The organism is Fusibacter paucivorans (assembly GCF_018390735.1).
In the GTDB taxonomy this organism is placed as follows: Bacteria; Bacillota; Clostridia; order Peptostreptococcales; family Acidaminobacteraceae; genus Fusibacter; species Fusibacter paucivorans.
This window is the reverse complement of sequence record NZ_JAHBCL010000038.1, coordinates 12,416-35,737: the sequence shown is the minus strand read 5'-3', so window position 1 is coordinate 35,737 and position 23,322 is coordinate 12,416. Positions and strand designations below refer to the sequence as shown.

At 41.2% G+C, this 23,322-nt stretch carries 17 protein-coding genes, 1 tRNA gene and 2 rRNA genes; 19 read left to right on the top strand and 1 reads right to left on the bottom strand.

Annotation, left to right across the window (positions count from 1 at the left end; all coding sequences use genetic code 11):
- The first annotated feature begins 2 nt into the window (after positions 1-2).
- From rrf (KHM83_RS16985) to radA, 17 genes are all read left to right on the top strand, one after another.
- Positions 3-119, top strand: a 5S ribosomal RNA gene (gene rrf / locus KHM83_RS16985).
- Positions 120-172: 53 nt separating this feature from the next.
- A tRNA-Gly gene (locus KHM83_RS16980) sits at positions 173-247 on the top strand.
- Between the two features lie 193 nt (positions 248-440).
- A 5S ribosomal RNA gene (gene rrf / locus KHM83_RS16975) occupies positions 441-557 on the top strand.
- Between the two features lie 236 nt (positions 558-793).
- Positions 794-1,156 (top strand): ArsR/SmtB family transcription factor, encoded by a 363-nt coding sequence (locus KHM83_RS16970; protein ID WP_213238244.1) that lies wholly within the window; start codon positions 794-796, stop codon positions 1,154-1,156.
- Positions 1,153-1,635, top strand: a complete 483-nt coding sequence (locus tag KHM83_RS16965; protein WP_213238243.1) for a permease — start codon at positions 1,153-1,155, stop codon at positions 1,633-1,635. Before KHM83_RS16970 ends, KHM83_RS16965 begins: the two co-directional genes overlap by 4 nt.
- On the top strand, positions 1,632-2,192 hold the full coding sequence (locus KHM83_RS19795) for a permease (RefSeq protein WP_213238242.1): 561 nt from the start codon (positions 1,632-1,634) through the stop codon (positions 2,190-2,192). The genes KHM83_RS16965 and KHM83_RS19795 overlap by 4 nt, the downstream gene beginning before the upstream one ends.
- A 268-nt stretch (positions 2,193-2,460) precedes the next feature.
- On the top strand, positions 2,461-3,288 hold the full coding sequence (locus KHM83_RS16955; RefSeq protein WP_213238241.1) for a pentapeptide repeat-containing protein: 828 nt from the start codon (positions 2,461-2,463) through the stop codon (positions 3,286-3,288).
- Positions 3,289-3,420: 132 nt separating this feature from the next.
- Positions 3,421-4,476 carry a DNA polymerase IV gene (locus KHM83_RS16950; protein ID WP_213238240.1) on the top strand — a complete coding sequence of 352 codons (1,056 nt, stop codon included), beginning with the start codon at positions 3,421-3,423 and terminating at the stop codon, positions 4,474-4,476.
- A gap of 150 nt (positions 4,477-4,626) precedes the next feature.
- Positions 4,627-5,637, top strand: a complete 1,011-nt coding sequence (locus KHM83_RS16945) for a LacI family DNA-binding transcriptional regulator (RefSeq protein WP_213238239.1) — start codon at positions 4,627-4,629, stop codon at positions 5,635-5,637.
- 35 nt (positions 5,638-5,672) lie between these two features.
- Positions 5,673-8,027, top strand: a complete 2,355-nt coding sequence (locus KHM83_RS16940) for a glycogen/starch/alpha-glucan phosphorylase (RefSeq protein ID WP_213238238.1) — start codon at positions 5,673-5,675, stop codon at positions 8,025-8,027.
- Between the two features lie 88 nt (positions 8,028-8,115).
- Positions 8,116-9,069: an ROK family protein gene (locus KHM83_RS16935; protein WP_213238237.1), complete on the top strand. Its 954-nt coding sequence runs from the start codon at positions 8,116-8,118 to the stop codon at positions 9,067-9,069.
- A gap of 111 nt (positions 9,070-9,180) precedes the next feature.
- Complete coding sequence (locus KHM83_RS16930; protein WP_213238236.1) at positions 9,181-10,485, top strand: glucose-6-phosphate isomerase; 1,305 nt, start codon at positions 9,181-9,183, stop codon at positions 10,483-10,485.
- 407 nt (positions 10,486-10,892) lie between these two features.
- A complete protein-coding gene (nrdJ, locus tag KHM83_RS16925) occupies positions 10,893-13,241 on the top strand; it encodes a ribonucleoside-triphosphate reductase, adenosylcobalamin-dependent (RefSeq protein WP_213238235.1) in 2,349 nt (782 codons plus the stop codon).
- 277 nt (positions 13,242-13,518) lie between these two features.
- The gene (locus KHM83_RS16920; RefSeq protein WP_213238234.1) at positions 13,519-14,337 is read left to right on the top strand and encodes a Nif3-like dinuclear metal center hexameric protein; all 819 of its coding nucleotides are present in this window, start codon (positions 13,519-13,521) and stop codon (positions 14,335-14,337) included.
- A gap of 147 nt (positions 14,338-14,484) precedes the next feature.
- Positions 14,485-16,554, top strand: a complete 2,070-nt coding sequence (gene fusA / locus KHM83_RS16915; protein WP_213238233.1) for an elongation factor G — start codon at positions 14,485-14,487, stop codon at positions 16,552-16,554.
- A 232-nt stretch (positions 16,555-16,786) separates the two neighbouring features.
- Positions 16,787-19,252, top strand: a complete 2,466-nt coding sequence (locus KHM83_RS16910) for an ATP-dependent Clp protease ATP-binding subunit (RefSeq protein ID WP_213238232.1) — start codon at positions 16,787-16,789, stop codon at positions 19,250-19,252.
- Between the two features lie 60 nt (positions 19,253-19,312).
- The gene (gene radA / locus KHM83_RS16905; protein WP_213238231.1) at positions 19,313-20,665 is read left to right on the top strand and encodes a DNA repair protein RadA; all 1,353 of its coding nucleotides are present in this window, start codon (positions 19,313-19,315) and stop codon (positions 20,663-20,665) included.
- 173 nt (positions 20,666-20,838) lie between these two features.
- On the opposite strand, the gene KHM83_RS16900 is transcribed toward radA, so the two are convergent.
- Positions 20,839-21,234: a nucleoside triphosphate pyrophosphohydrolase family protein gene (locus KHM83_RS16900; RefSeq protein WP_213238230.1), complete on the bottom strand. Its 396-nt coding sequence runs from the start codon at positions 21,232-21,234 to the stop codon at positions 20,839-20,841.
- Positions 21,235-21,482: 248 nt separating this feature from the next.
- On the opposite strand from KHM83_RS16900, the gene KHM83_RS16895 reads away from it, so the two are divergent.
- Both KHM83_RS16895 and KHM83_RS16890 read left to right on the top strand, forming a co-directional pair.
- Positions 21,483-21,965 carry a CarD family transcriptional regulator gene (locus tag KHM83_RS16895; protein WP_213238229.1) on the top strand — a complete coding sequence of 161 codons (483 nt, stop codon included), beginning with the start codon at positions 21,483-21,485 and terminating at the stop codon, positions 21,963-21,965.
- 138 nt (positions 21,966-22,103) lie between these two features.
- Complete coding sequence (locus tag KHM83_RS16890; protein ID WP_213238228.1) at positions 22,104-23,213, top strand: PIN/TRAM domain-containing protein; 1,110 nt, start codon at positions 22,104-22,106, stop codon at positions 23,211-23,213.
- Positions 23,214-23,322: the final 109 nt, after the last annotated feature.

Sequence of the window (23,322 nt, the reverse complement as noted above, 5' to 3'; positions counted from 1 at the left end):
TATCCGGTGACGATGGCGGAGGGGCTACACCTGTACCCATCCCGAACACAGAAGTAAAGTCCTCCAGCGCCGATGGTACTTGGCGGGAAGCTGCCTGGGAGAGTAGGACGTTGCCGGTTAACTGCCCTATGCATTTTTTATGCATAGGGTATCTCTATGATCAACAATAGGTGCGGAAGTGGCTCAGTGGTAGAGCATCGCCTTGCCAAGGCGAGGGTCGCGGGTTCAAATCCCGTCTTCCGCTCCATTTTAATGTTATAGATTTTGTGGTCGAGTGGCGAAGACCTAAGTTATTAGCACACAGTGGTAATGACTATAAAGGAAAACATTTGATCTGACGATCAAATGACACTTGCAAGGAATGATTTTTGGCTAACGCCAAAAACCGTTTCATAAACCGGTACATTCCTAACGGAAAATACCTTTTTTATGAAACTTCATCCGGTGACGATGGCGGAGGGGTTACACCTGTTCCCATCCCGAACACAGAAGTAAAGTCCTCCAGCGCTGATGGTACTTGGCGGGAAGCTGCCTGGGAGAGTAAGACGTTGCCGGTTAAAAGGCTCTATGTATGATATATGCATAGCGCCTTTTTTTTATATAAAAACGAAAGCAATAGAGACAATGGCGTGAATTTTGATTAAATGATGGACATTGGATTCAATAGTCATAAGTTTAAGCGCGTATAATCAAAAGATTTTAATTAAGCATTGACTTCAATGGAATGTCAATTTATAATATAATTAAGTAAATGCTTAATAGGATTTCCGAATAAAACTTGTGAGGTGAAAGAATGCATAAATTAATTGAAAGATTTAAAGCTTTAGGAGATGAAACGCGGTTTAAGATATTTTTATTATTAGCAGAGAATCAAATATGTGTAAGGGGATTGGCGAATAAACTAGGTATTTCTGAATCGGCAGTATCCCAGCATTTAAAAGTACTACGAGAAGCTGGACTGATCGTAGGTGAAAAAGTAGGTTATTTCACACACTATAAAGTGCAAAAAGGCGTTTTGAAAGAATTAGAAGGTGTTATTGGTGAATTGGCTAAAGATACCATTAATTTGCAGACGGTAAAGGAAGAATTGCATGTGGTTGATTTTGATTGTACCAAAGTTTGTGAAAATCAAAGTGAAAGATGTGGTGAAGTATGACTTATTTGTATGCTTTAGCTTCAATTGGCATTTTGACATCAAGCGTTGCGAATAAACAAAAAACAGTAAAAGCGCTGAAAATGGCTTGGGGCCTTTTTATAAAGATGCTGCCAATGCTATTGATTACATTATCAATGGTTTCAATCATTCTATATTTTTTTCCTGACGATGTAATCGCAAAATATTTAGGAACGAACGATTTGCTTTTAGGTGCTTTATTTGCTTCGCTCATTGGTGCAATATCACTGCTTCCCGGATTTATTACCTTTCCACTTTGTGGATTGTTACGTGAACAAGGCGTTAGTTATACTGTACTTGGCGCATTCACGACCAGTTTGATGATGGTTGGCATTGTTACCTACCCGATTGAGAAAAAGTACTTTGGGGCTAAATTGACGATTATAAGAAATTTGGCAGCATATACAATTGCTTTAATGGTATCTGCAATAATAGGCATCATTTATATGGAGGTTCAGTGATAAAAGGCAATGAGCATCATACAAAAAAACAGTCTGCAAAGCCAATGGTTGTGTTGCTGAGCTTCTATGCTGGCTATTTGGTAATTTCAAAAATCATGGCATTTGAGCCAGGTATAAAAATGGGCGATCATTTAATTTTCTTTGCAATTGATATGTTTAAGTTATTTCCACCTGCATTTGTACTGGTTGGTCTTTTCATGATATGGGTCAATAAAGAAACCGTAGAAAAATTCTTTGGCGAAGCATCTGGGATCATGGGGTATGTTGCGGCGATTGCGCTTGCATGTACAACGCTTTATCCTTTTGTCGTTGTATTGCCAATGGGTGCTGCGCTTAGTAAAAAAGGCGCAAGGCTAAGCATTGTATTGACATATTTGGGCGCAACGGCTATTTGTAGAATTCCGATGACGATCTTTGAAGCGAGTTATCTGGGGATAAAGTTTTCAATGATTAGATATGCTGTATCGCTTCCATTAATTATTCTATCGTCTGTCATAATAGAAAAAATCGTTGGTAAAGACTATATGGCAACAAATCATTTACTTGATTTAGAATAACGTCAAAATACTTGACATTCATTTAATATTCAGTATGCAATAAGGATGAATATAGATTGTCGCTTGAGGACTCAATGAATTCTGCATGGGTCCTTTTTTATTGAACGAATGAAAGGCATTAAGGGTTATGACAAAGCGGGTAAAATGTATTCAGAATATGATCTCGAAGGGAATGGTAGTGTGATGAAACCGTGAAATGTGAACAGGCGTGTCTGTCTTTCATACCGTTTAACAATGTGATATGATAAAAGTGGAGGCGAGCATATTTATGCGAGTTTATGAAACTAATTTAAATGAAGAAAAATTCAAACCGCTGCAAAGTGATTGCTTGAATTGCAGCGGTTTATGCTGTGTGGCGTTGTATTTTTCAAAAACAGATGGTTTTCCAGAAAATAAAGATGCTGGTAAGCCGTGTCTGTACTTGCAGCAGGATTATCTTTGCAAAATTCATGAGAGCCTTGCGTGTAAAAACATGAAGGGGTGTATTGGATACGATTGCTGTGGTGCAGGTCAAGCTGTGACGGCGATATATAAAGGCGAGACGTGGAAAACTTTGCCTGAAAAATCACAAGAAATATTTAATGTCTTTAAGATTATCTTTCAGCTTCATCAAATGCGCTGGTTTCTGCTGGAAGCGAGTATGATGACGCATGCGAAAATATTGGCACCAAAGATTAATGCACTAATTGAAGAGAATAGACGGTATTGCTCAAACTCACCAACTGACCTTATATCATTGGATTTAAAGCATTACAAGAAACAGGTAAATGGACTTTTAAAAGAAATCGGTAGAATGTTAAGGACTCATTTTCCAAAGCAATCAGAAAATCACGCGATAGATTATATGGGACGCAATTTTAAAAATAGAAGTTTTGACGGTTTTGATTTTAGTATGCTTTTACTGATTGCATCAAATTTTAGCGGCTGTACATTCTCCGGCGCTAATTTTTTAGGAACGGATCTGCGTGATTGCTGTTTTAATGGTGCCAACTTAAGTGAAACCGTATTTTTAACACAAATGCAGGTCAACGCGGCTCGTGGGGATGCGAACACACAATTGCCAAGATTTTTGACCCGGCCAGTGACGTGGCGCTAGCTGTTTCGAGATGCATCATGCAGCTAAGGGCAGACTGTGATAAAAGCATTTAATATGATTGGTTGCTCGATAATGAGCGATCATGAAGAGCGTAAATAAAATGAAGTATCCAATTAAAGAGGCGATGAAACAATGCGACAGATTATACATTTTGATATTGATGCTTTTTATGCATCGGTGGAACAGCTGGATCATCCCGAATATCGACATAAGCCGATTATTGTCGGCGGCGATTCGGATCGAAGCGTTGTAGCGACATGTTCGTACGAAGCGCGAAAATTCGGTGTTCGAAGTGCGATGAGTGCGGTTGTCGCCAAACGGCGATGTCCGGAAGGGATCTTTGTCTATCCGAGAATGCAGCGCTATCAAGAAGTCTCTAGAAAAATTTTTCGCTATATTGAAAGTATTGACTGTGATTTGCAAAAAGTATCCATTGATGAAGGCTACTTAGATATTACGCCGTTAAAAATTGAACCGATGCAGTTTGCGAAACAATTAAAGGAAGCAGTTTTTGCCTTAACTGGGCTGACCATTTCTGTAGGGATATCTTATAATAAATTTTTAGCAAAACTGGCATCGGATTGGAATAAGCCTGACGGGATTTTTGAAATTACGCCTTCAGATGTTCCTGACATATTGTTGCCGTTGCCAATTATCAAAATTCATGGTCTTGGTAAGAAATCATGTGAGAAGCTCAATCGCATTGGCATTTTCACCATTGAGGATTTATATCAATATCCTCAAGTTGCCGTTGCGCAGATTATTGGCGAAACGTTTTCGAAAGAAATTATTGATCGAATTCATGGTATTGATAACCGACCGGTAGAAGTTAGTCAGGAGCGGAAATCTTACGGCAAAGAGATGACGTTGGATGAAGATACGATGGATCGTTTGCTGTTGGACGATATTTTAAGACAATATCTCGAGCGGATTATTAAAGCACTTGCAGAAAAGCAATTGATGGCAAAAACAGTGACGATTAAAGTCAAATATCATGATTTTGAACAGTTCACACGTAGTCATAGCCTTGAACGGGCGACGATTAACACGAAGATGCTCTTTGAAGCTTATGAAATCTTATTTCGTCAAACACAGTTTGAGAAGCCCGTTAGACTAATTGGCATCACGTTGTCGAATCTGGAGGCAATGGGTTTTAAACAGTTTAACCTATTAGAGGAGATTGACTAAACCTCGCTGTTAAATCTGCGCAATAAATAGGATGTGTAAAAAGTGTACGAACATGACAAAAGGTGCTAGTTCTACTTTTTGATGTTCTATGATATAATATTGGAAACGTTACCGAAAACGTTTCCAATATTAAGATGAGGTAAGTTTCCCATGAAAGCAGTGAATATAAAGGACATTGCCCGTATTGCAGGCGTTGGTGTCGCGACGGTATCACGTGTGATTAACCATCACCCTGATGTAAAAGAAGAGACGCGGCAGCATATTCTACAAATTATAGAAGAATATAAATACATACCCAACAATAGCGCTCGATACCTTAAGCGCTCGGAAAGTAATGACGTTGGTATCATTATCAAAGGGATCTACAATCCTCTCTTTGCAGAAATGATGCAAAAAATTGAACGCATTTTATCACAAGTTGGGTATACGGTCATGTTGCATCACCACATGGACATGGCGATTCGGGATATGGATGTTGCACAGGAATTTGTCAAAGAAAAGCGGTTAAAAGGCCTTATTTGCCTTGGTGGTGATTTTGAAGATGTGCAAACAGAGGAAGTAAAGCGGATGAACGTCCCAATGATTTTAACATCGGCACTCCAAAATGAGGCGCTGGATCGAAAGGTTTATTCCAGTGTTGGTATTAACAATGAAGTCGCTGCTTTTGAAATTGTCAATTATCTATGTATGACCGGACACCAAAAAATTGGCATTATCACCACAGGTGAACATGACCAGAGTATTGGCGGTAGGCGCACACAAGGCTATATGCGTGCCTTGTCAACACATGGCATAGCCAAAGTAGATGAACGGTTTGAGGTTGGGGATTACACTTTCGAATCCGCCTACCTAGCGATGAAGCGACTATTGGTAAAGGCGCCGGATCTTACAGCGGTCTTTGCTATTTCAGACATTATGGCTATTGGTGCAGCACGCGCTATTCACGAAGTAGGCAAAAGCATCCCAAAAGATATAGCGCTTGCGGGATTTGACGATATTGATTACGCGGCTTATTATGATCCGCCGCTAACGACGGTGAAGCAGCCCCTCGAAACATTGTCAGAGACAACGGCAGAGCTTATGATTGCTTTATTAGAAGACCGTAGTGAACATGAGCACGTGATGTTGCCGACAACTTTAAAAATTAGAAAGACGACTTAGCTGAACCGGTTTAAGGTAATTTATTGGAGGTTGAAATGAAAGCAATGATTTTAATGATCTTGAAATCGGAATTTGCGAAGGATTTTGAGACAGCAAATAGGCAGCAGCTCTATTATGCTATATCAAAAGCGATTATGACAGAGATAGCAGATTCTTGGCAAACAAGCCTTGCAAAATCTGCGAAAGGCAAACAAGCCTATTATTTTTCTGCGGAATTTTTGATGGGAAGAGCACTCGGCAATAACTTGCTGAACTTAGGCGATACACCTGAAATCACTGCGTTATTGGCAGATTATCATATTGATTTAAAAGATTTGGAGAATCAGGAGGCGGATGCAGGCCTTGGAAATGGCGGATTAGGGCGCTTAGCCGCTTGCTTTTTAGAATCAGCAGCGACGATGGCTTTGCCGCTGCACGGTTATGGTATTCGCTATCAGTACGGCTTGTTCAAACAGACATTTAATGATGGCTTTCAAGTTGAGATACCGGACGATTGGCTAAAATATCCGGAGCCGTGGTCAATTAGAAGGGACGATGAAGCTTTAACAATACATTTTGCAGATGGTGATATCCGTGCAATTCCTTATGACACGCCGATTATTGGTTATCGCAATCACCAAATCAACACGCTGAGGTTATGGCAGAGTGAGGCGATTTTACCATTCGATTTTGACGCTTTTAATGAGCAGGCATATGATTTGGCGGTTGCCGAAAAAAATCGCGCAGAAGCCATTTGCAAGGTATTGTATCCCAATGATTCAAAAGATGAAGGTAAAAAATTAAGGTTAAAACAACAATACTTTTTTGTATCAGCATCTCTACAGGATCTCGTGCGAAAATTTGTGGCAACAGGTGATTCGTGGGAATGCTTTCCGGAACGATATGCAGTACAGTTAAATGATACGCATCCTGTTGTTGCCGTGCCAGAGTTGATACGTATTTTAATGGACGATTACCATATCCGTTTTAACCGCGCTTTTAAAATTGCGCAAAAAACATTTGCTTATACCAATCATACGATTTTACAGGAAGCACTTGAAAAATGGCATATCAGTTTTTATAAATCATTGCTGCCGCGCGTTTATGAAATCATTCAAAAAATTGATCGGCAGTTTATGAATGAATTCAAAGAATCTGATATGCCGGCGGCACATATTCAGCAGATGCGTATTATTCAGGATCACATGGTTCACATGGCGTATTTGGCGATCTACGGTTCACATTCTGTCAATGGCGTTGCGGCACTTCACACAGATATTTTAAAGCAGATTGCATTGAAAGACTGGTATGAACTCTTCCCAGAACGGTTTAACAACAAGACCAATGGCATTACCCAAAGGCGATGGCTCAAGTTTGCAAACCCTGAGTTGTCAGCGTTGATTACAGAATGTTTGGGAAACGAATCATGGATCACGCATTTGAGCGAACTGAAGGGGCTTGAAAAATTTGCAGATGATGAGGTTATTCTTTCGCGTTTTATGGCGATAAAGCAGCAGCGCAAGCAAGTTCTTGCAGATTATATACGAGAGAACGAAGGGGTTGCATTGGATCCTAAAGCACTCTTCGATATTCAAATCAAGAGACTGCACGAATACAAGCGTCAGTTGCTCAATGCTTTTCAAATTTTGCATCAATATTATGAACTGTTGGAAAATCCGGAAAAAGAGATTGTCCCACGGGTTTATATTTTTGGTGCCAAAGCGGCGCCGGGTTATTATCGCGCTAAAGGGATTATCAAGTATATTAATGAAATTGCGAAAAGAATTAATGATGATCCTGTTGTCGCTGGGCGAATAAAAGTACATTTTGTCGAGAATTATAACGTTTCCTATGGAGAACTGCTCTTTCCGGCAGCGGATTTGTCGGAACAAATTTCTACTGCGGGCAAAGAGGCATCTGGTACCGGGAATATGAAGTTTATGCTCAATGGGACGCCGACAATAGGCACACTTGATGGTGCGAACATTGAAATTGTTGAAGAAGCTGGGATTGAAAACAACTTTATCTTTGGTGCAAAGGTGGAGGAACTTGAAGCGCTGAACGGAAGCTATGACCCTGTAGAATACTATTTAACGAATCCAAAACTCAAACGAATTGTCGACACACTGATTGACGGCACCTTTTCAGATGGCGGTACGGGTATGTTCCATGAACTATACAGTTCGCTGATGCAGGGAGCATCGTGGCATCGTGCAGATAATTACTTTCTGCTTTATGATTTTGAGGATTATGTAGCCGCTCAAGCGAAGGTTTCAGAATCGTATGAAGACCCTATTGGCTGGGCTAGAAAATGTTGGTTAAATCTCGCAAATGCGGGTAAATTCAGTTCCGATAGAACGATTTTGCAATATGCTGAAGATATTTGGCAGATCAAATCGATTGAGGTATAATAAAACGAGGCGCCTCTTGAGGCGCCGATTTTAACAACACGCAATAAAAAATAAGTACACAATGAAATGAAAAATAACGGAGGCGACCATGTATATTGGCATAGACCTTGGTGGAACGAATATTGCCGGCGGGCTGGTGAATGATGAAGGTGTTATTGTCATGAAGAAATCAGTGCCAACGTTGACAGAACGCGGCAGTGAAGCGGTTATAGAAGATATTGCACATGTTATTCAGATGTTAATTGATGCAAACACATCAAACCAGAAACCAATTGCCGTTGGCATTGGCATTCCGGGTGTCTCTGATCCCATAACGGGAGATGTGCCCGTCTGTATAAACTTAAATTGGTATAATGTACCACTTAGACGACGTTTACAGGAACAGATTGACTTACCGATATTTATTGATAATGATGCAACCGTTGCAGGTGTTGCAGAATTTGAAATCGCACAGGAAGGCCGATATAAAAATGCTGTATTATTAACACTCGGAACAGGTATTGGCAGCGGCATTATGATTGACGGCAAAATGGTATCCGGTCATCACGGTATTGGTTCGGAATTCGGTCATACAATCGTTGGCGAAAATTTCTATACTTGTAATTGTGGCCATAACGGCTGTCTGGAGACCTTCTCATCATCGACGGCCATTATCAAGTATATGCGCCATCGAATTAATGATGAAGGTGCACAAAGTGATGTTGTGGCGATGGCTGATGGCAATACCGCAAATATTAATGGTGAAATGATATTTAAAGCAGCGATGAACGGAGATCTGCTTGCTGTTGAAACCATTGATAGACTTGTTAAATACCTTGCCATTGGCATGATCAATCTCGTAGCGACACTGGATCCTGAAATCATCTTATTAGGCGGAGGTCTATCTATGGCGGGAGATTTTCTGCTTAATAAAGTAGTTGCAGCACTGCATGAATTGAAATACTATAAGGCACTGCCAATTGCAAAAGTGGCGATTGCAAAGCTCCGGAATGATGCGGGCATTGCAGGTGCCGCAATGTATGCCAAGCTGCATATGGCGTAAGCAATCACAAGACGCTCGGGCACTGTCTGCGGCGTAAAAAAGTATCGAAACACCATAGGCAATGGAATCGTCATGCAAAATGATTCTATTGCGCGTTATGAGGAGGCAGCGATGAACCATATTAAATTTGATTACAGTCAGGCATTATTGAATGCAAGCGAATTTGAACACCTTAAAGGACACGTACAATTAGCACATCAGATGTTGCATGAGAAAACAGGTGCCGGCAACGATTACGTTGGCTGGGTGGACTATACAAAGAAGTTAACAGAAGCTGAAATAAATGATATCCAGCAAACGGCAGACATGATTCGCGAAACGGCAGATGCTTTTATCATTATTGGGATTGGCGGTTCTTATCTTGGTGCTAAAACAGTTTTGGATGCACTAATGCATCCATTCCATAATGAATTGCCAAAATCAGAGCGAAAAGCGCCAAAAATCTATTTTGCCGGCAATCAGATCAGCAGTACATACATGGCTTATCTCTTAGAACACATTGAAGGTGAAAATGTCTATGTGAACGTTATATCAAAATCGGGAACGACTACTGAGCCGGCGATTGCTTTTAGATTATTAAAGGCCGCTTTAGAAGCGAAACACGGTAAGGAAGGTGCACAAAAACGTATCATTGCGACCACTGACCGCGCGCGCGGTGCGCTGAGAACGCTTGCCGATAAAGAGGGCTATAAAACATTTGTCATCCCTGACGATGTCGGTGGCCGTTACTCTGTGATAACACCTGTAGGGCTTTTGCCGATTGCCGTTGGGGGTATTGATTTAAAAGCGTTCTTAAAAGGTGTCAATGATGGTGTTGATGCATTTGCCAATCCATTAGTGGCAGAAAATCCTGCGTACCAATACGCAGTTTTGCGAAATGTGCTCTACCGTAAAGGGAAGGCCATTGAAGTGCTCGTCAACTACGAACCGTCAATGGCTTTTTTGGCTGAATGGTGGATGCAGCTCTTCGGTGAGAGTGAAGGCAAGGACAATATGGGTATTTTCCCGACAAAGATGAATAATTCGACAGATTTGCACTCAATGGGTCAGATGATTCAAGACGGTCCTCGCATTATGTTTGAAACAGTCGTAACACTGGATGCCGTTGAGAAAGATATCGTATTAGAGGCAGATGCAGATAATCTCGATGGTTTGAATTACTTGGCAGGCAAAAAAATGAGTGCAGTGAATGACAGCGCTTTTCAAGGGACTGCAGAAGCGCATGTTGACGGCAATGTGCCAAACCTGCACATCAGCTTGTCTAAATTGGATGCATATCACTTGGGACATCTCATGTACTTCTTTATGAAAGCGTGCGGCGTCAGTGGTTATCTCATGGGCGTTAATCCATTTGATCAGCCTGGTGTCGAAGCGTATAAGAAGAACATGTTCAGGTTGCTTGGAAAGCCAGTGTGATAAAATGATTTGTATGACTGATGAAAGACGCTTGTAATTAGTCATACATCCAAATGTAAAAGGGTTAGTTGCCGCTCGATCATAGATGAATGAATGATCGAAATGTGAAAGATCATAAGACGGAGAATGCTATCATTTGATTGAAACTGTTTGCGTACAGAAGAGACATCACTGTGCGCAAACAGTTTTCTTATTTTGCAGTTGTTTTGGCAGTTGTCATGTTAGAATGACAGGTACCGCTATGGACTAATAGTGTCGAACGCATACTTTTTTGATATAGTGCTTTTGGATTATTCTTGTTTTTTTAAGATTTGGATATGGACAGCAAATTCGCCTTCTGATACAATATATAGCGTAGTGAAAAATATTTCGTTACTAAATATTGTGTCTAAAACGGGGTGTAGAACATGAAAGTCACAAAGAGAGACGGAACGGTCGTAGATTTTGAAATCGGTAAAATTGTCCGAGCGATTGAAAAAGCAATGAAAGAGACTACGAAGGGCGTCGACAGTACGTTGAGCCAGACAATTGGCGCAAAAATTGAACAAGCAGCATTAGATAGTGAAAACATGATTTCCGTCGATGAAATTCAAGACCTTGTTGAAGATTTGCTAATGGGAAGTCCACGCAAAGATGTTGCGAAGAAATATATTATCTATCGAAGTGAGAAAGATAAAACGCGCATGACGCGTAAAAAAGAAGACCATCAGCTTTTGACGGATGAATTTATCAGTAAATACAAGCATTTAGATTCGCCAATGCGACAGCTTGGCAATTTCGTTTATTATCGAACTTACTCAAGATGGCTGCCTGAAGAAAAGCGAAGAGAGTATTGGTGGGAAACGGTTCGGCGTGCGGTGGAATATAACTGTACGATTGTGAAAACAACACGAGCTGAAGCCGAAGAATTGTTTGACAGCATTTTTCATCTCAGACAATTTTTATCCGGCAGAACTTTTTGGGTTGGCGGCACACCGGTGGCAAAGCATTATCCGATGGCGAACTACAATTGCAGTTTCCAGATTATCAATAGTTTTGATGCTTTTAAAGATATCTTTTACCTCTTGATGATCGGATCCGGTGTTGGCGTCCGTATCTTAAAAGAAGATGTTGCAGGCCTGCCAAAAGTCAGAACGGATTTTGAAGTGGTGCACAAAGACTATGCACCGTTGCCGAGAGCAGAGCGCGAAGATAACACGAGTCTTGAGTTTTTCTATAACAACACGGTTAAAATTACCATTGGTGATTCGAAAGAAGGTTGGGTACAGTCACTGGACTTCTTCTTAAAGCTCATTCATACGAACGAATACCGTAATATTAAAACCATTATTATTGATTATGATCATGTAAGACCAAAAGGCGAGAAATTAAAAACATTTGGCGGGACCGCAAGTGGTCATACGAGCCTCAAAAATATGTTCCATAAAATTGATCGCGTCGTTAAGAAACTTGGCATGCTGCTGGAAACAAAACTCGTAAAATTAAGAGCCATTGATTGCCTCGATATAGCAAATGTTATTGGCGAAAATGTTGTTGTTGGCGGTGTTAGAAGGACTGCCGAAATTGTGCTCGTCGATTCAGATGATACTGAATGCATTGAAGCAAAATCCAACCTCTACTATATGGAAGACGGCAAATGGATTGTTAATGAAGAAGTGCTTCACCGTCAAATGAGTAATAATTCAATTTACTATACTGAAAAGCCAAGTCGTGAAAAGATTAAATGGCAGCTTGAAAGAATGCGTTATTCTGGTGAACCAGGATGGGTTAATGAAGTGGCAGGCTCAAAACGCAGACCGAATTTTAATGGCGTTAACCCCTGTGGTGAGATACTGCTCGACAATAAAGGGCTTTGCAATTTGACAACGTTAAATGTCTTTGCCTTTGTTGAAGACGGAAAGCTGGATACAGCGGCTTTGTTAAAAGCACAGCGACTATCGGCGCGTTGCAGTTATCGAATGACTTGTGTGGAACTGGAACTGCCGCTTTGGAATAATGTACAACAGCGTGATAAACTCTTAGGCTGTTCTGTAACAGGATGGCAGGACATGGTTAATGCAACGGCAATGACATACGATGAACAGGCGGCGCTGCTTAGAACGATGCGAGATGTGGCGAGAAAAGAAGCAGAAATGTATGCGGCTGAATTGGGCGGCAGAACACCAATTCTCGTTACAACGGTTAAACCGGAGGGGACATTGTCTCAGCTGCCAATCGTTTCAAGCGGTGTTCACTATTCGCATGCACCTTACTATATCCGCCGTGTTCGCATTAATGCGCACGATCCTTTGGTACAGGTATGTGAAGAACTGGGCTATCCGGTTTTCCCGGAAGTTGGGCAAGAAATGGAAACCTGTACGACAAAGGTTGTTGAATTCCCTGTAAAAGCACCGGAGGGCAAGACGAAGTATGATGTAACGGCGATTGAACAACTTGAAAACTATAAATTGTTTATGGAAAATTATGTTGACCATAACTGCTCAATCACAGTTCATGTAAGACCTGATGAGTGGGAAGCCGTCGAAGAATGGGTGGATGAGCATTGGGATGACATTGTGGCACTTTCATTCCTGCCGCTTGATGATTCCTTCTATCAGATGTTGCCATATGAACAAATTTCCGAAGCAGAATACGAAGAACGCGCAGCGGCAATGAAACCATTTAGGCCGTCGCTGATTACGAAATATGAAAAAGAAGAAGTCGAGTTTGACGTGGGTGTCGATGGGTGCGAAACCGGTGCCTGCCCAGTGAGATAGTTCTAGCGGATAATCCGCGAAAGAGAAGAAGCTGTTTGGAAATGGCCTACGCTGTCATGCCCAAACAGCTTTTACTTTTATAAAAGAATAGCTCAAGCGGTTTGAACGTCATTGGAGAAACTCAAATCTTATTGAAATAAGAAAACTTGAGACTAAAATGAGTTTTGCATATGCTTTGAATATTACTGAAAGCCTGCTCAAAGGTATTACAAAAATGAAAAAAAATAATACAGTGAAAAGGCGTATAATAAAGTTAATTAATATTTAGGAGGGCGAAATGAATACGCGTGAAATCATGGCTGTTGCATTAAAATTAGCGGGTCTTGATGAAGTCCCTGCCGATTCGACGATTAGTGTTGAAGGTGACAACATCAAGAAAGTGTTATTTGGCGTCGATATGGAAACCGCAGAGCTCATGCTTGCGAAATCTTTAGGCTATGATCTCGTTATCAGCCATCATCCCAAAGCAGATGAAGCAATTATTAACTTCCATGAAGTGATGGATATCCAGATTAAACGGATGATCGCTTTTGGTGTTCCAATAAATAAAGCGCAAAAGATGCTGAGAGCAAAAAAGAATACAGTCGATATTGGCCATCATGTCATGAATTATGATCGTGTATCATCTGCGGCGCGGCTGATGGGGATGCCGTTTATGAACATTCACATGCCCGCAGACCTTATTGGTGAGAGGTATGTACAGCGCCATTTAGATGATCGATTTGAGGCAGATCCCTTTGCCAAACTCAGCGATGTCATTGATGCGCTTTCAGAACTCGACAGCTATAAGAAAGCAGTGACAAAACCGGTGATAAGATGTGGTGCGCCTGACGATTATGCAGGTAAAATTGCAGTGCTCTATGCCGGTGGGACCAACGGCGGCGAAGACGTCTACAAAGCATATTTTGAAGCAGGCGTTGGCACGATTGTCGCGATGCATGCACCGGAGAGCGTCATTGATGCCGTACGTACTCAAAACATAGGCAATATCATTGTTGCAGGCCATATGGCCAGTGACAGTATTGGTATTCAAATAATAATTAGGGCTCTTGAAGAAAAAGGATTGAATATTACACCGTTCTCTGGGGTATTATAAAAGACGCAGCAATGTGTCTTTTTTTGTACATTTTTGTTTGCATATTTGAAATAATTGTGAAAATCAGAAGGATTTTTTACACTTATATCGAATATTACAAATAATGTGAATATTATAATAAATCTGCACAGAGAGGAGAACTATTATATGAAGAATTACACAGTAGACAAGATAAGGAATGTAGCATTCTTGGGGCACGGCGGTAGCGGCAAGACCACTTTAACGGAGGCCTTGCTGTATACCGCAAAAGTAACGAAAAGAATGGGAAAGGTTGATGACGGCAATACTGTTTCTGATTTCGATAAAGAGGAAATCAACCGAAAATTCAGCATAGGAACCTCTGTAATTCCGATCGAATGGCAAGATCATAAGTATAATTTCCTTGATACACCTGGTTATTTTGACTTCGTAGGCGATGTTTTTAGTGCGCTTCGAGTTTCGGGTGGTGCAGTTATTCTATTAGATGCGTCTTCCGGTATTGAAGTTGGGACTGAAAAGGCATGGAACAATACGGAAAAACGCAAAATGTCAAAAATTATCTTCATCAATAAGATGGATAAAGACAATGTCAATTACGTCAAACTCATCAAAGATTTAAAAGATACCTTTGGCAAAAAAATTGCACCGTTTGCGCTGCCAATTGGCGAAGGTGATTCTTTTAAGGGCTTTGTCAATGTTGTTGATCAGATAGGCCGTGAATTCAATGGCAATGAATGTGTTGATACTGCCATACCAGAAGATATGGTACAGCGCGTCAAGCCAATTAGGGATTTGCTCATCGAAGCTGTTGCAGAAAGCGATGAGGACCTGATGATGAAATATTTTGACGGTGAAGAATTTACAACAGAAGAAATACACGAAGGGCTTCGAAAAGGTGTTATCTCCGGTGAAATCGTACCAGTACTCGTCGGTTCGGCTGACAAGCGCATTGGTATTCATACACTCATGGATATGATTTATGACTTTTTCCCAACGCCAAAAGAGCTTCACGACGGTGAATATGTGGGGATGGATCCATATACAGAAGAAGAAAAAATGGTGACCCTCGATGAAAATGGGCCGTTCTCAGCACTTGTCTTCAAGACAATCGTTGACCCATTTGTCGGTAAAATATCGCTGTTTAAAGTGTACTCTGGTGCGCTTCAAAAAGACATGGAAGTCATTAATGCCAATCGAGATGAGAAAGAGCGCATTGGATCGCTTTTCTTGCTGAGAGGCAAAGAACAGATTGAAGTCGAGCGCGTTGTTGCCGGTGATATTGGCGCGATAGCCAAGCTGCAGTATACAGAAACAGGTGATACACTTTGTGATAAGGAACATCCCGTTAAATATGTAAGTATTAATTTGCCAAAACCTGCACTGTTCCTCGCCATTGAACCGAAATCGAAAGGCGATGAAGAAAAGATTTTTTCTTCGCTGCATCGCTTAACAGAAGAGGATCCATCATTTAATATTGAACGGAATGCAGAGACAAAACAGACACTGATAGGCGGACAGGGAACGATGCAGATTCAAGTCATCACCAGCAAGCTAAAAAATATCTTTGGTGTTGAGGTCGTGTTGGCAGACCCGAAAATCCCTTATCGTGAAACGATCAAAGGCGTTGCAACTGTGCAGGGAAAACATAAAAAACAATCTGGTGGTGCCGGTCAGTATGGGGATGTTCACGTGAAATTTGAACCCGCCAACGAACCGTTTATCTTTGAGGAAAAAATATTTGGCGGGTCTGTGCCGCGCCAATATATACCAGCAGTTGAAAAAGGACTTACAGAAGCATGTGAAAAGGGGATCTTAGCAGGCTTCCCTGTGGTTAATATCAAAACGACACTTTTAGATGGTTCTTATCATGCTGTTGACTCATCAGAAATGGCGTTTAAACTCGCTGCGCACATTGCTTTCAAACGCGGCATGGAACAAGCACAAGCTGTTCTTTTGGAACCGGTTGTCCATGTTGAAATTTATATTCCCGATGAGTACATGGGTGATATAATGGGGGATATGAACCGACGACGCGGTCGTATTTTAGGAATGGAACCGGATGAAGTCGGCTATCAAAAGGTTATTGCCGAAGCACCGCAATCAGAAATGTTTGCCTATGCCACAGATTTAAGATCAATGACACAGGCGCGAGGTTGGTTTAGCATGCGCGTCGTGCGATATGAAGAAGTGCCAATGCAGATTGCCGTGAAAGTAATCGAACAGGCAAAGGCCGAGTAGAAACCAAATGTCTATAGCCGGTTGCTCTTGAGAGGGCAGCCGGTTTTTTGCGTTATGTTTCAGCAGTTCAAGGGTTGCTGGATTGGTTGGTTGTAAGATCGTATATCAGGTGTTTTCATGTTGTTAAAAGTTCGTTATAATAAGGTATCAATAAGATTAGTCATAAAAAGATCAGTAGAAGGATGGCTAAAGAATCCTAGAGATGCGCTATTGCAGAGGAAGGGAGCAAAAGATGTTTCGGTATAACTTCGATGAACATGCCAATGATGTGATCAACTATGCGTTTTCTGAAGCTCGAAATATGGGACACCGCTTTGTCGGCACAGAACATCTCATGCTTGGGTTGTCTATGTTGAAACAGTCTGGGATTTATCAGACTTTTGAATATTATAAAATTACGACGGCGCAGCTTCGAACAGAAATTATCAAGTGTATTGGCCGTGGAGAAACAGATCAGGGGATTGAAGACTATACGCCGCGTGCGAGAATGTGTTTGGAGCAAAGTCGGCACTATGCCGCGCTTACAGAAAGCCAGGAAATTATGGCGGAGCATTTGTTTATCAGCATTATGCAGGATAAAGCGTCGAATGGCTATAAGATCCTCTCAAAGATCAGTCTCAATGTGATGAATATTTTGGATCGTGTCTTTGAACAGACGATATCAAAACCTCAAACCAATGTTATAAAACAGCGGGAAGCAACACAGCGAGACATCAAGCTTTTTGATCTCGAAATGGATTATGATCAGCCGGCTATTGACGTCAAAATTGAAAAAATGACGACGAACCTTACAGAATTTGCAAAAGAGGATGTATTGGGTCCCGTCTTTGGCAGAGAAGCGGAGATTAATCGATTGATTCAAATCTTGACGCGCAAAACCAAAAATAATCCCTGCTTGGTGGGTGAACCCGGTATTGGCAAAACCGCTGTTGTACATGGGCTGGCCAAGGCGATTGTAACAGGTGCTGTTCCTGCATCGCTTGCCAAGAAACAGATTTTATCCGTTAATGTAGGGGCGCTAGTTGCAGGAACCATGTACCGAGGTCAATTTGAAGAACGACTGCAGCAATTAATCGATTTTGTTAAGCGCGATTCAAAGTATATGCTGTTTTTTGATGAAATACACACGCTTATTGGACTAGGTGCCACTGGTGAAAAATCAATGGACGCCATGAGTCTATTAAAGCCATATCTAACATCCGGTGAAATACAAATTATTGGTGCGACAACGGTGATGGATTATGAAAAATATATTGTCGTCGATTCAGCACTTTCAAGGCGTCTAGTGAAAGTTGCCATTGAAGAACCGGATGAAGCGCAAACGATGTACATTTTAGAACATGTTAAACATCACTATGAGACCCATCATGAAGTTGTGATTACAGAAGAAGCGCTCCGAACCGCTGTGAAGCTGAGTATGCGTTACCTGTTGCAGCGGAAACTCCCTGACAAGGCGATTGATATCATTGACGAAGCGTGTTCTAGAAGACGACTTGAAAGTTTGAAAACAGTCAAGATCGTAGATGAACTTCGCTATCGGCTGCAACAGTTTAAAGCCCAAAAAGAGCAAGCGATACTGACGATGGATTTCGATATGGCATCACAGCTTCAGCGGGAAGAAAAGCGTATCCTAGACCATATTGAACGAAATGATCAAGCGAGACAATTGATGGAGCAGCGCAAATTAACCGTTGATGTCATTGATGTAGAACGCGTGATTTCAGAATGGGCCAATATTCCCGTCCAGCGATTATCAACGCGTGAACGTGAGCAAATGCGACACTTGGAAGCATTGATTTCGGAAAAACTAATTGGTCAGGCACAAGCTGTTGACACCGTGTCAAGAGCACTCAAACGTTCACGCGTCGGATTGAAAGATCATAAACGTCCTGTGGGGAGTTTTTTATTTGTTGGGCCGACTGGTGTGGGAAAAACAGAGATGACGCGTATCATTGCTGAAATCGTTTATGGCGGCATGCAGCATATGATTCGTTTTGATATGTCGGAATACATGGAGCGCCATAGTGTTTCGAAACTGATAGGTGCGCCGCCGGGTTATGAAGGACACCGTGAGGGAGGATTACTGACGACAGCTTTGCAGCAGCAGCCGTATACGGTGCTCGTCTTTGACGAAGTGGAAAAGGCACACTTAGATGTTCTCAACCTATTGCTGCAAATGATGGATGAAGGAAAGGTGACGGATAGTCGAGGGATCCAGGCAGATGTACGAAATGCACTGATTATCATGACGTCAAACCTAGGTGTTGAATCACTGAAGCAGCGTATACTCGGGTTCTCAGAAAATGATACGCCGGCGTTTGCGTTTTATGAAGAACGGCTTCGCGAAGCTGCAAAAAAATTCTTTAAGCCGGAATTTATCAATAGGTTGGATGAAATTATTGTGTTTTCGCCACTTACAGTAGAAGCTATGGAAAAGATTGTAACAATGCAGCTTGATGCCTTTATTCAACAGATGATGGAAAATGGTTGTACGCTAACCTATAATCAAGAGGTCATAAGCCATGTAGCGAAGGCCTGTATGTCTTCGGAATATGGTGCGAGACCTATCAGGCGTTATCTTGATCGACATGTTAAAGATGCAGTGGCCGATCGGTTGTTGGCAGAGTTAGAATCACCGAAAGCGCTCCATTTGGATTTAGAAGCTGATGAAATTGTCGTCAATGAATATACAGGATAACGAAGAATGCATTAAAGCATTTATACAAAAGTGTGACAAGATGAAATGAGGTAGACAAATATGGCAAAAACAAAGACGGTGTTTATCTGTCAGGCATGTGCTTACCAATCGCCTAAATGGCTGGGGAAATGTCCAGAATGCGGTGAGTGGAATACACTGGTTGAAACCATTGACCAGCCGGAAACGCCAAAGGGATTAAATATCAGTACGCAGTCAAAACCAAAACTGATTTCGGAGATCGTCTACGATCATGAAGAACGCTATAGTACATCAATAAAGGAATTGGACATCGTACTCGGTGGCGGACTTGTCAAGGGATCGCTGGTGCTCGTTGGCGGGGATCCGGGTATTGGGAAGTCGACGCTCATGCTTCAAGTCGCCAATCATTTGTCGAAAGAACGCAAAGTACTCTACATTTCAGGTGAAGAATCGATTAAACAGACAAAGCTCAGAGCTGATCGATTGGATGTGAAAGCGAACAGCCTCTATATCGTGGCGGAAAACAATATCGAAACCATTCGAAAGCATGTTGATGATTTAAAGCCTGCCGTTTTGATCGTAGACTCCATTCAAACGGTTTATACATCGGATATAACATCGGCACCGGGGAGTGTCAGTCAGGTAAGAGAAGCAACCAATCAATTTATGAATATTGCCAAAAAAAATGGTGTTTCAACATTTATCGTTGGTCATGTAACAAAATCCGGTGCGATTGCCGGTCCGAAAATTCTTGAGCACATGGTTGATACGGTGCTTTATTTTGAAGGGGAACGGCATCATCTCTTTCGCATATTGCGTGCCGTAAAGAACCGATTTGGTTCGACCAATGAAATTGGTATTTTCGAAATGACGCATAAGGGGCTTGAAGAAGTCTTAAATCCGTCAAAACTTTTCTTATCCTCAGCAGCTAAAGGTGCAACGGGTTCTGTGATCGTGCCGACGCTTGAAGGGACACGAACAGTACTCGTCGAAATGCAATGTCTTGTATCACAGACTAATTTTAATATGCCGAGGCGAATGGCAATTGGCATTGATTATAATAAACTTGTGCTGTTGACGGCCGTTCTCGAAAAAAAGGCGGGAATGGTGCTGTATAATCAGGATATCTACCTCAACGTTGTCGGGGGCATGTCGATTGATGAGCCGGCAGCAGATCTGGCAGTCGTTATGGCCATTGCATCAAGTTTTAGGGAAACGGTTATTCCAGATGATATGATTGTCTTTGGTGAAGTCGGATTAACTGGCGAAATTAGAAATGTAAATCAGGTACAGCAGCGATTGAATGAAGGCGCCAAAATGGGTTTTCGAAAGGCGATAATACCACATGGTAATTTAGAAGGCTTAGAGCGGCCAAAAGATTTTACAGTTATTGGCATGAAACATATAGATGAAGTTTTTAAATACTTCTTTTAAGAAATAGATGCTAAGACTGCAACGGCTGCATTTACCAATGAACATTGTTGACTGATAATGAAATGCTCTGCTGCTGGACATGGCAATAAAGTACGCCCATAGTAGAGAAACACACGGTCAATCTGTGTTTCTCTACTATGGGCGTATTAGCGTGTTTGACGTCAATTTGATGGCTAATAAAGACTGTATTTGCCAAGGGTGTTGATTTTCTTATACTCCTTGAGCACGACATCATAAAGGCTTAAGTCGAGTGAATTGCAAAGTGCCGCTATGTAGTATTCCAAATTGCCAAGTTCTGCCTCGATCTTTTCACGGCATGTTGGACACAGCTCACCTTTGATGTGATCATTCCTAAAGTGCTTTAAATCCTCATATGAAGCATCTTCAGGCGGTGTCACATTAAGTGTATCCAGCGTGATGCAGCCGCAATTTGTGATGGCTTTGATAACAGCGCGATTCGTTTTAGAGGAGGCATCACCCATTTTGCTGAGTATGTCTAACAAGCTATTGTGTCGAATGAGCACTTCATCAACTTTGTTTTGAAACTCGTCGTAAATTACATCTTTCATTACAGACCTCCAAGAATTATATAGGAACGCGAAACAGTTGAAATATCAACGAATACACAATCATTTATCAATTATCTATATTCTAGCATAAAAAAAATTAAAGCAAAAGGGCATAATGTACGAAAAAAAATAATGAGCCCTGAACAAATGTGTTGACAACGGTTGTAGCAAATAGTAAAATGTAGGTTTGTTGAAATTATATTTAAACTGTAGTATAATGGATTCAGAAGAATGCATGGAGGTAGAAAATGTTTAAAATTGGAGAAAGAGTTGTATACCCTATGCACGGTGCTGGAATCATTGAGGCCATCGAAGAGAAGGAACTATTGGGCGAAATCAAAAGATTTTATATTCTTAAGCTTCCGATTAAGAATATGAAAGTGATGCTGCCGATTGACAGTGCTGAAAAATTGGGTGTAAGAAGGGTTGTTGACAGAATTGCCTTTAACGAGGTGATATCCGTCCTCGCTCAGGATAAGGGAAAAATGCCGGATAACTGGAATAGACGTTATCGTGCTAATCTTGAGCGTGTTAAAACCGGCGATATCTTTGAAGTGGCATCTGTCGTTAGAAATTTGGAAATTCTTGATCGTGAAAAAGGATTATCCACAGGTGAGCGCAAGATGCTGAATAATTCTAAGCAAATTCTGGTTAGTGAGTTAATTCTCTCTCGAGACCTTAAGGAAGAAGAAGCGGTGAATTTGGTCAATACGACCATCAGAAACAATTAAAGAGGCGTTTAACGTCCAGCTGAGAGACAAGAGTCTCTTTTTTTTTTTACGTTAAATTTATATTAAATCCATGTGTTTGACTTTTTTTCCCACTGTGTTACAATCTATATGATTCATATAAAAGGAAAGGGGGATTTCATGGTTGAAAGAATCATCAAGTACATATTGACCTTTGTTGGTCTTTGTATAGGTATCGGCTTAGGAATTTATTTAACAGATTTTCTACCGAATGAAGGACTCTTCAATCTTAGTCGGACGGTTTATGTAATCGCTATTCCGACCATTCTCGGACTCATACTTGCATTTATTACTTATTTTACTTCACAAATTATGATTTCTGTTGGCAAGAAATCAGCGCTATTAGCACAAAACGAACTTGAAAAAATCCCACCGCATGAACTTGCCTTTGGCATGATAGGATTAATATTTGGTTTGGTCATTGCCTTTTTAATTAGTGGCCTTTACGAAATTATTCCAATTCCAATGGTTGCCAATGCATTGAAAATCTTGACGTTTATTTTTTTTGGCTACCTTGGCATCATGATGGCTCAAAAAAACATCAAAGATCAGAGTAAACTCCAGGATTGGGCGCGCAAGCTCTCAATTATAAAATCACCAGCGCCTGCGGCACCGAAGCATGCGCCTGTTGTAGAGGCGACAAATCCTAAAGTTCTCGACACGAGTGTTATCATTGACGGGCGTATTTCAGATATTTGCAAGACCGGATTTATTGAAGGGCCAATAATCATTCCCGAGTTTGTTTTAAAGGAGCTTCGACATATTGCCGATTCCTCTGATGCATTGAAGCGAAATAGAGGTAGAAGAGGATTGGATATCCTTAAAATTATTCAAAAAGATCTGCCAATTGAAGTTCAAATCGTTGGAACCGATTTTGAAGATGTCGATGAAGTGGATTTAAAGCTCATTAAACTGGCTCAAAAAATTAAGGGTAGCATTGTAACCAATGACTATAATCTTAATAAAGTTGCAACGCTTCAAGATATTCAGATTCTCAACATCAATGAGTTGGCAAATGCTGTGAAACCAGTTGTGTTGCCAGGTGAAGAGATGGTGGTTCAAATCATCAAGGAAGGTAAAGAATCCAATCAGGGCATTGCCTATTTGGATGATGGCACGATGATTGTCGTCGAAGAAGGCAAGCGCTTTATTAATGAAACCATTCATGTTATCGTAACGAGCGTTCTACAAACCGCTGCGGGGCGCATGATATTTGCAAAGCATAAATGATTAAAATCGTGGCGAAGTCCTCAAAACGAGGGAAAATAACTGCTTTCATAAGCAGTTTTTTTAGTTTAAAATAAAATGAGGGACCAATCCAATTTGGTCGGTGTTTGAG

What these genes read in the sequence shown, in the direction of transcription:
- KHM83_RS16940 (WP_213238238.1), top strand. Translation starts at nt 5,673, where the DNA reads ATGAAAGCAATGATTTTAATGATCTTGAAATCGGAATTTGCGAAGGAT.
- KHM83_RS16945 (WP_213238239.1), top strand. Translation starts at nt 4,627, where the DNA reads ATGAAAGCAGTGAATATAAAGGACATTGCCCGTATTGCAGGCGTTGGT.
- KHM83_RS16955 (WP_213238241.1), top strand. Translation starts at nt 2,461, where the DNA reads ATGCGAGTTTATGAAACTAATTTAAATGAAGAAAAATTCAAACCGCTG.
- KHM83_RS16900 (WP_213238230.1), bottom strand. Translation starts at nt 21,234, where the DNA reads ATGAAAGATGTAATTTACGACGAGTTTCAAAACAAAGTTGATGAAGTG.
- KHM83_RS16895 (WP_213238229.1), top strand. Translation starts at nt 21,483, where the DNA reads ATGTTTAAAATTGGAGAAAGAGTTGTATACCCTATGCACGGTGCTGGA.
- KHM83_RS16910 (WP_213238232.1), top strand. Translation starts at nt 16,787, where the DNA reads ATGTTTCGGTATAACTTCGATGAACATGCCAATGATGTGATCAACTAT.
- KHM83_RS16965 (WP_213238243.1), top strand. Translation starts at nt 1,153, where the DNA reads ATGACTTATTTGTATGCTTTAGCTTCAATTGGCATTTTGACATCAAGC.
- fusA (WP_213238233.1), top strand. Translation starts at nt 14,485, where the DNA reads ATGAAGAATTACACAGTAGACAAGATAAGGAATGTAGCATTCTTGGGG.
- KHM83_RS16890 (WP_213238228.1), top strand. Translation starts at nt 22,104, where the DNA reads ATGGTTGAAAGAATCATCAAGTACATATTGACCTTTGTTGGTCTTTGT.
- KHM83_RS16930 (WP_213238236.1), top strand. Translation starts at nt 9,181, where the DNA reads ATGAACCATATTAAATTTGATTACAGTCAGGCATTATTGAATGCAAGC.
- nrdJ (WP_213238235.1), top strand. Translation starts at nt 10,893, where the DNA reads ATGAAAGTCACAAAGAGAGACGGAACGGTCGTAGATTTTGAAATCGGT.
- KHM83_RS16935 (WP_213238237.1), top strand. Translation starts at nt 8,116, where the DNA reads ATGTATATTGGCATAGACCTTGGTGGAACGAATATTGCCGGCGGGCTG.
- KHM83_RS16970 (WP_213238244.1), top strand. Translation starts at nt 794, where the DNA reads ATGCATAAATTAATTGAAAGATTTAAAGCTTTAGGAGATGAAACGCGG.
- radA (WP_213238231.1), top strand. Translation starts at nt 19,313, where the DNA reads ATGGCAAAAACAAAGACGGTGTTTATCTGTCAGGCATGTGCTTACCAA.
- KHM83_RS16950 (WP_213238240.1), top strand. Translation starts at nt 3,421, where the DNA reads ATGCGACAGATTATACATTTTGATATTGATGCTTTTTATGCATCGGTG.
- KHM83_RS16920 (WP_213238234.1), top strand. Translation starts at nt 13,519, where the DNA reads ATGAATACGCGTGAAATCATGGCTGTTGCATTAAAATTAGCGGGTCTT.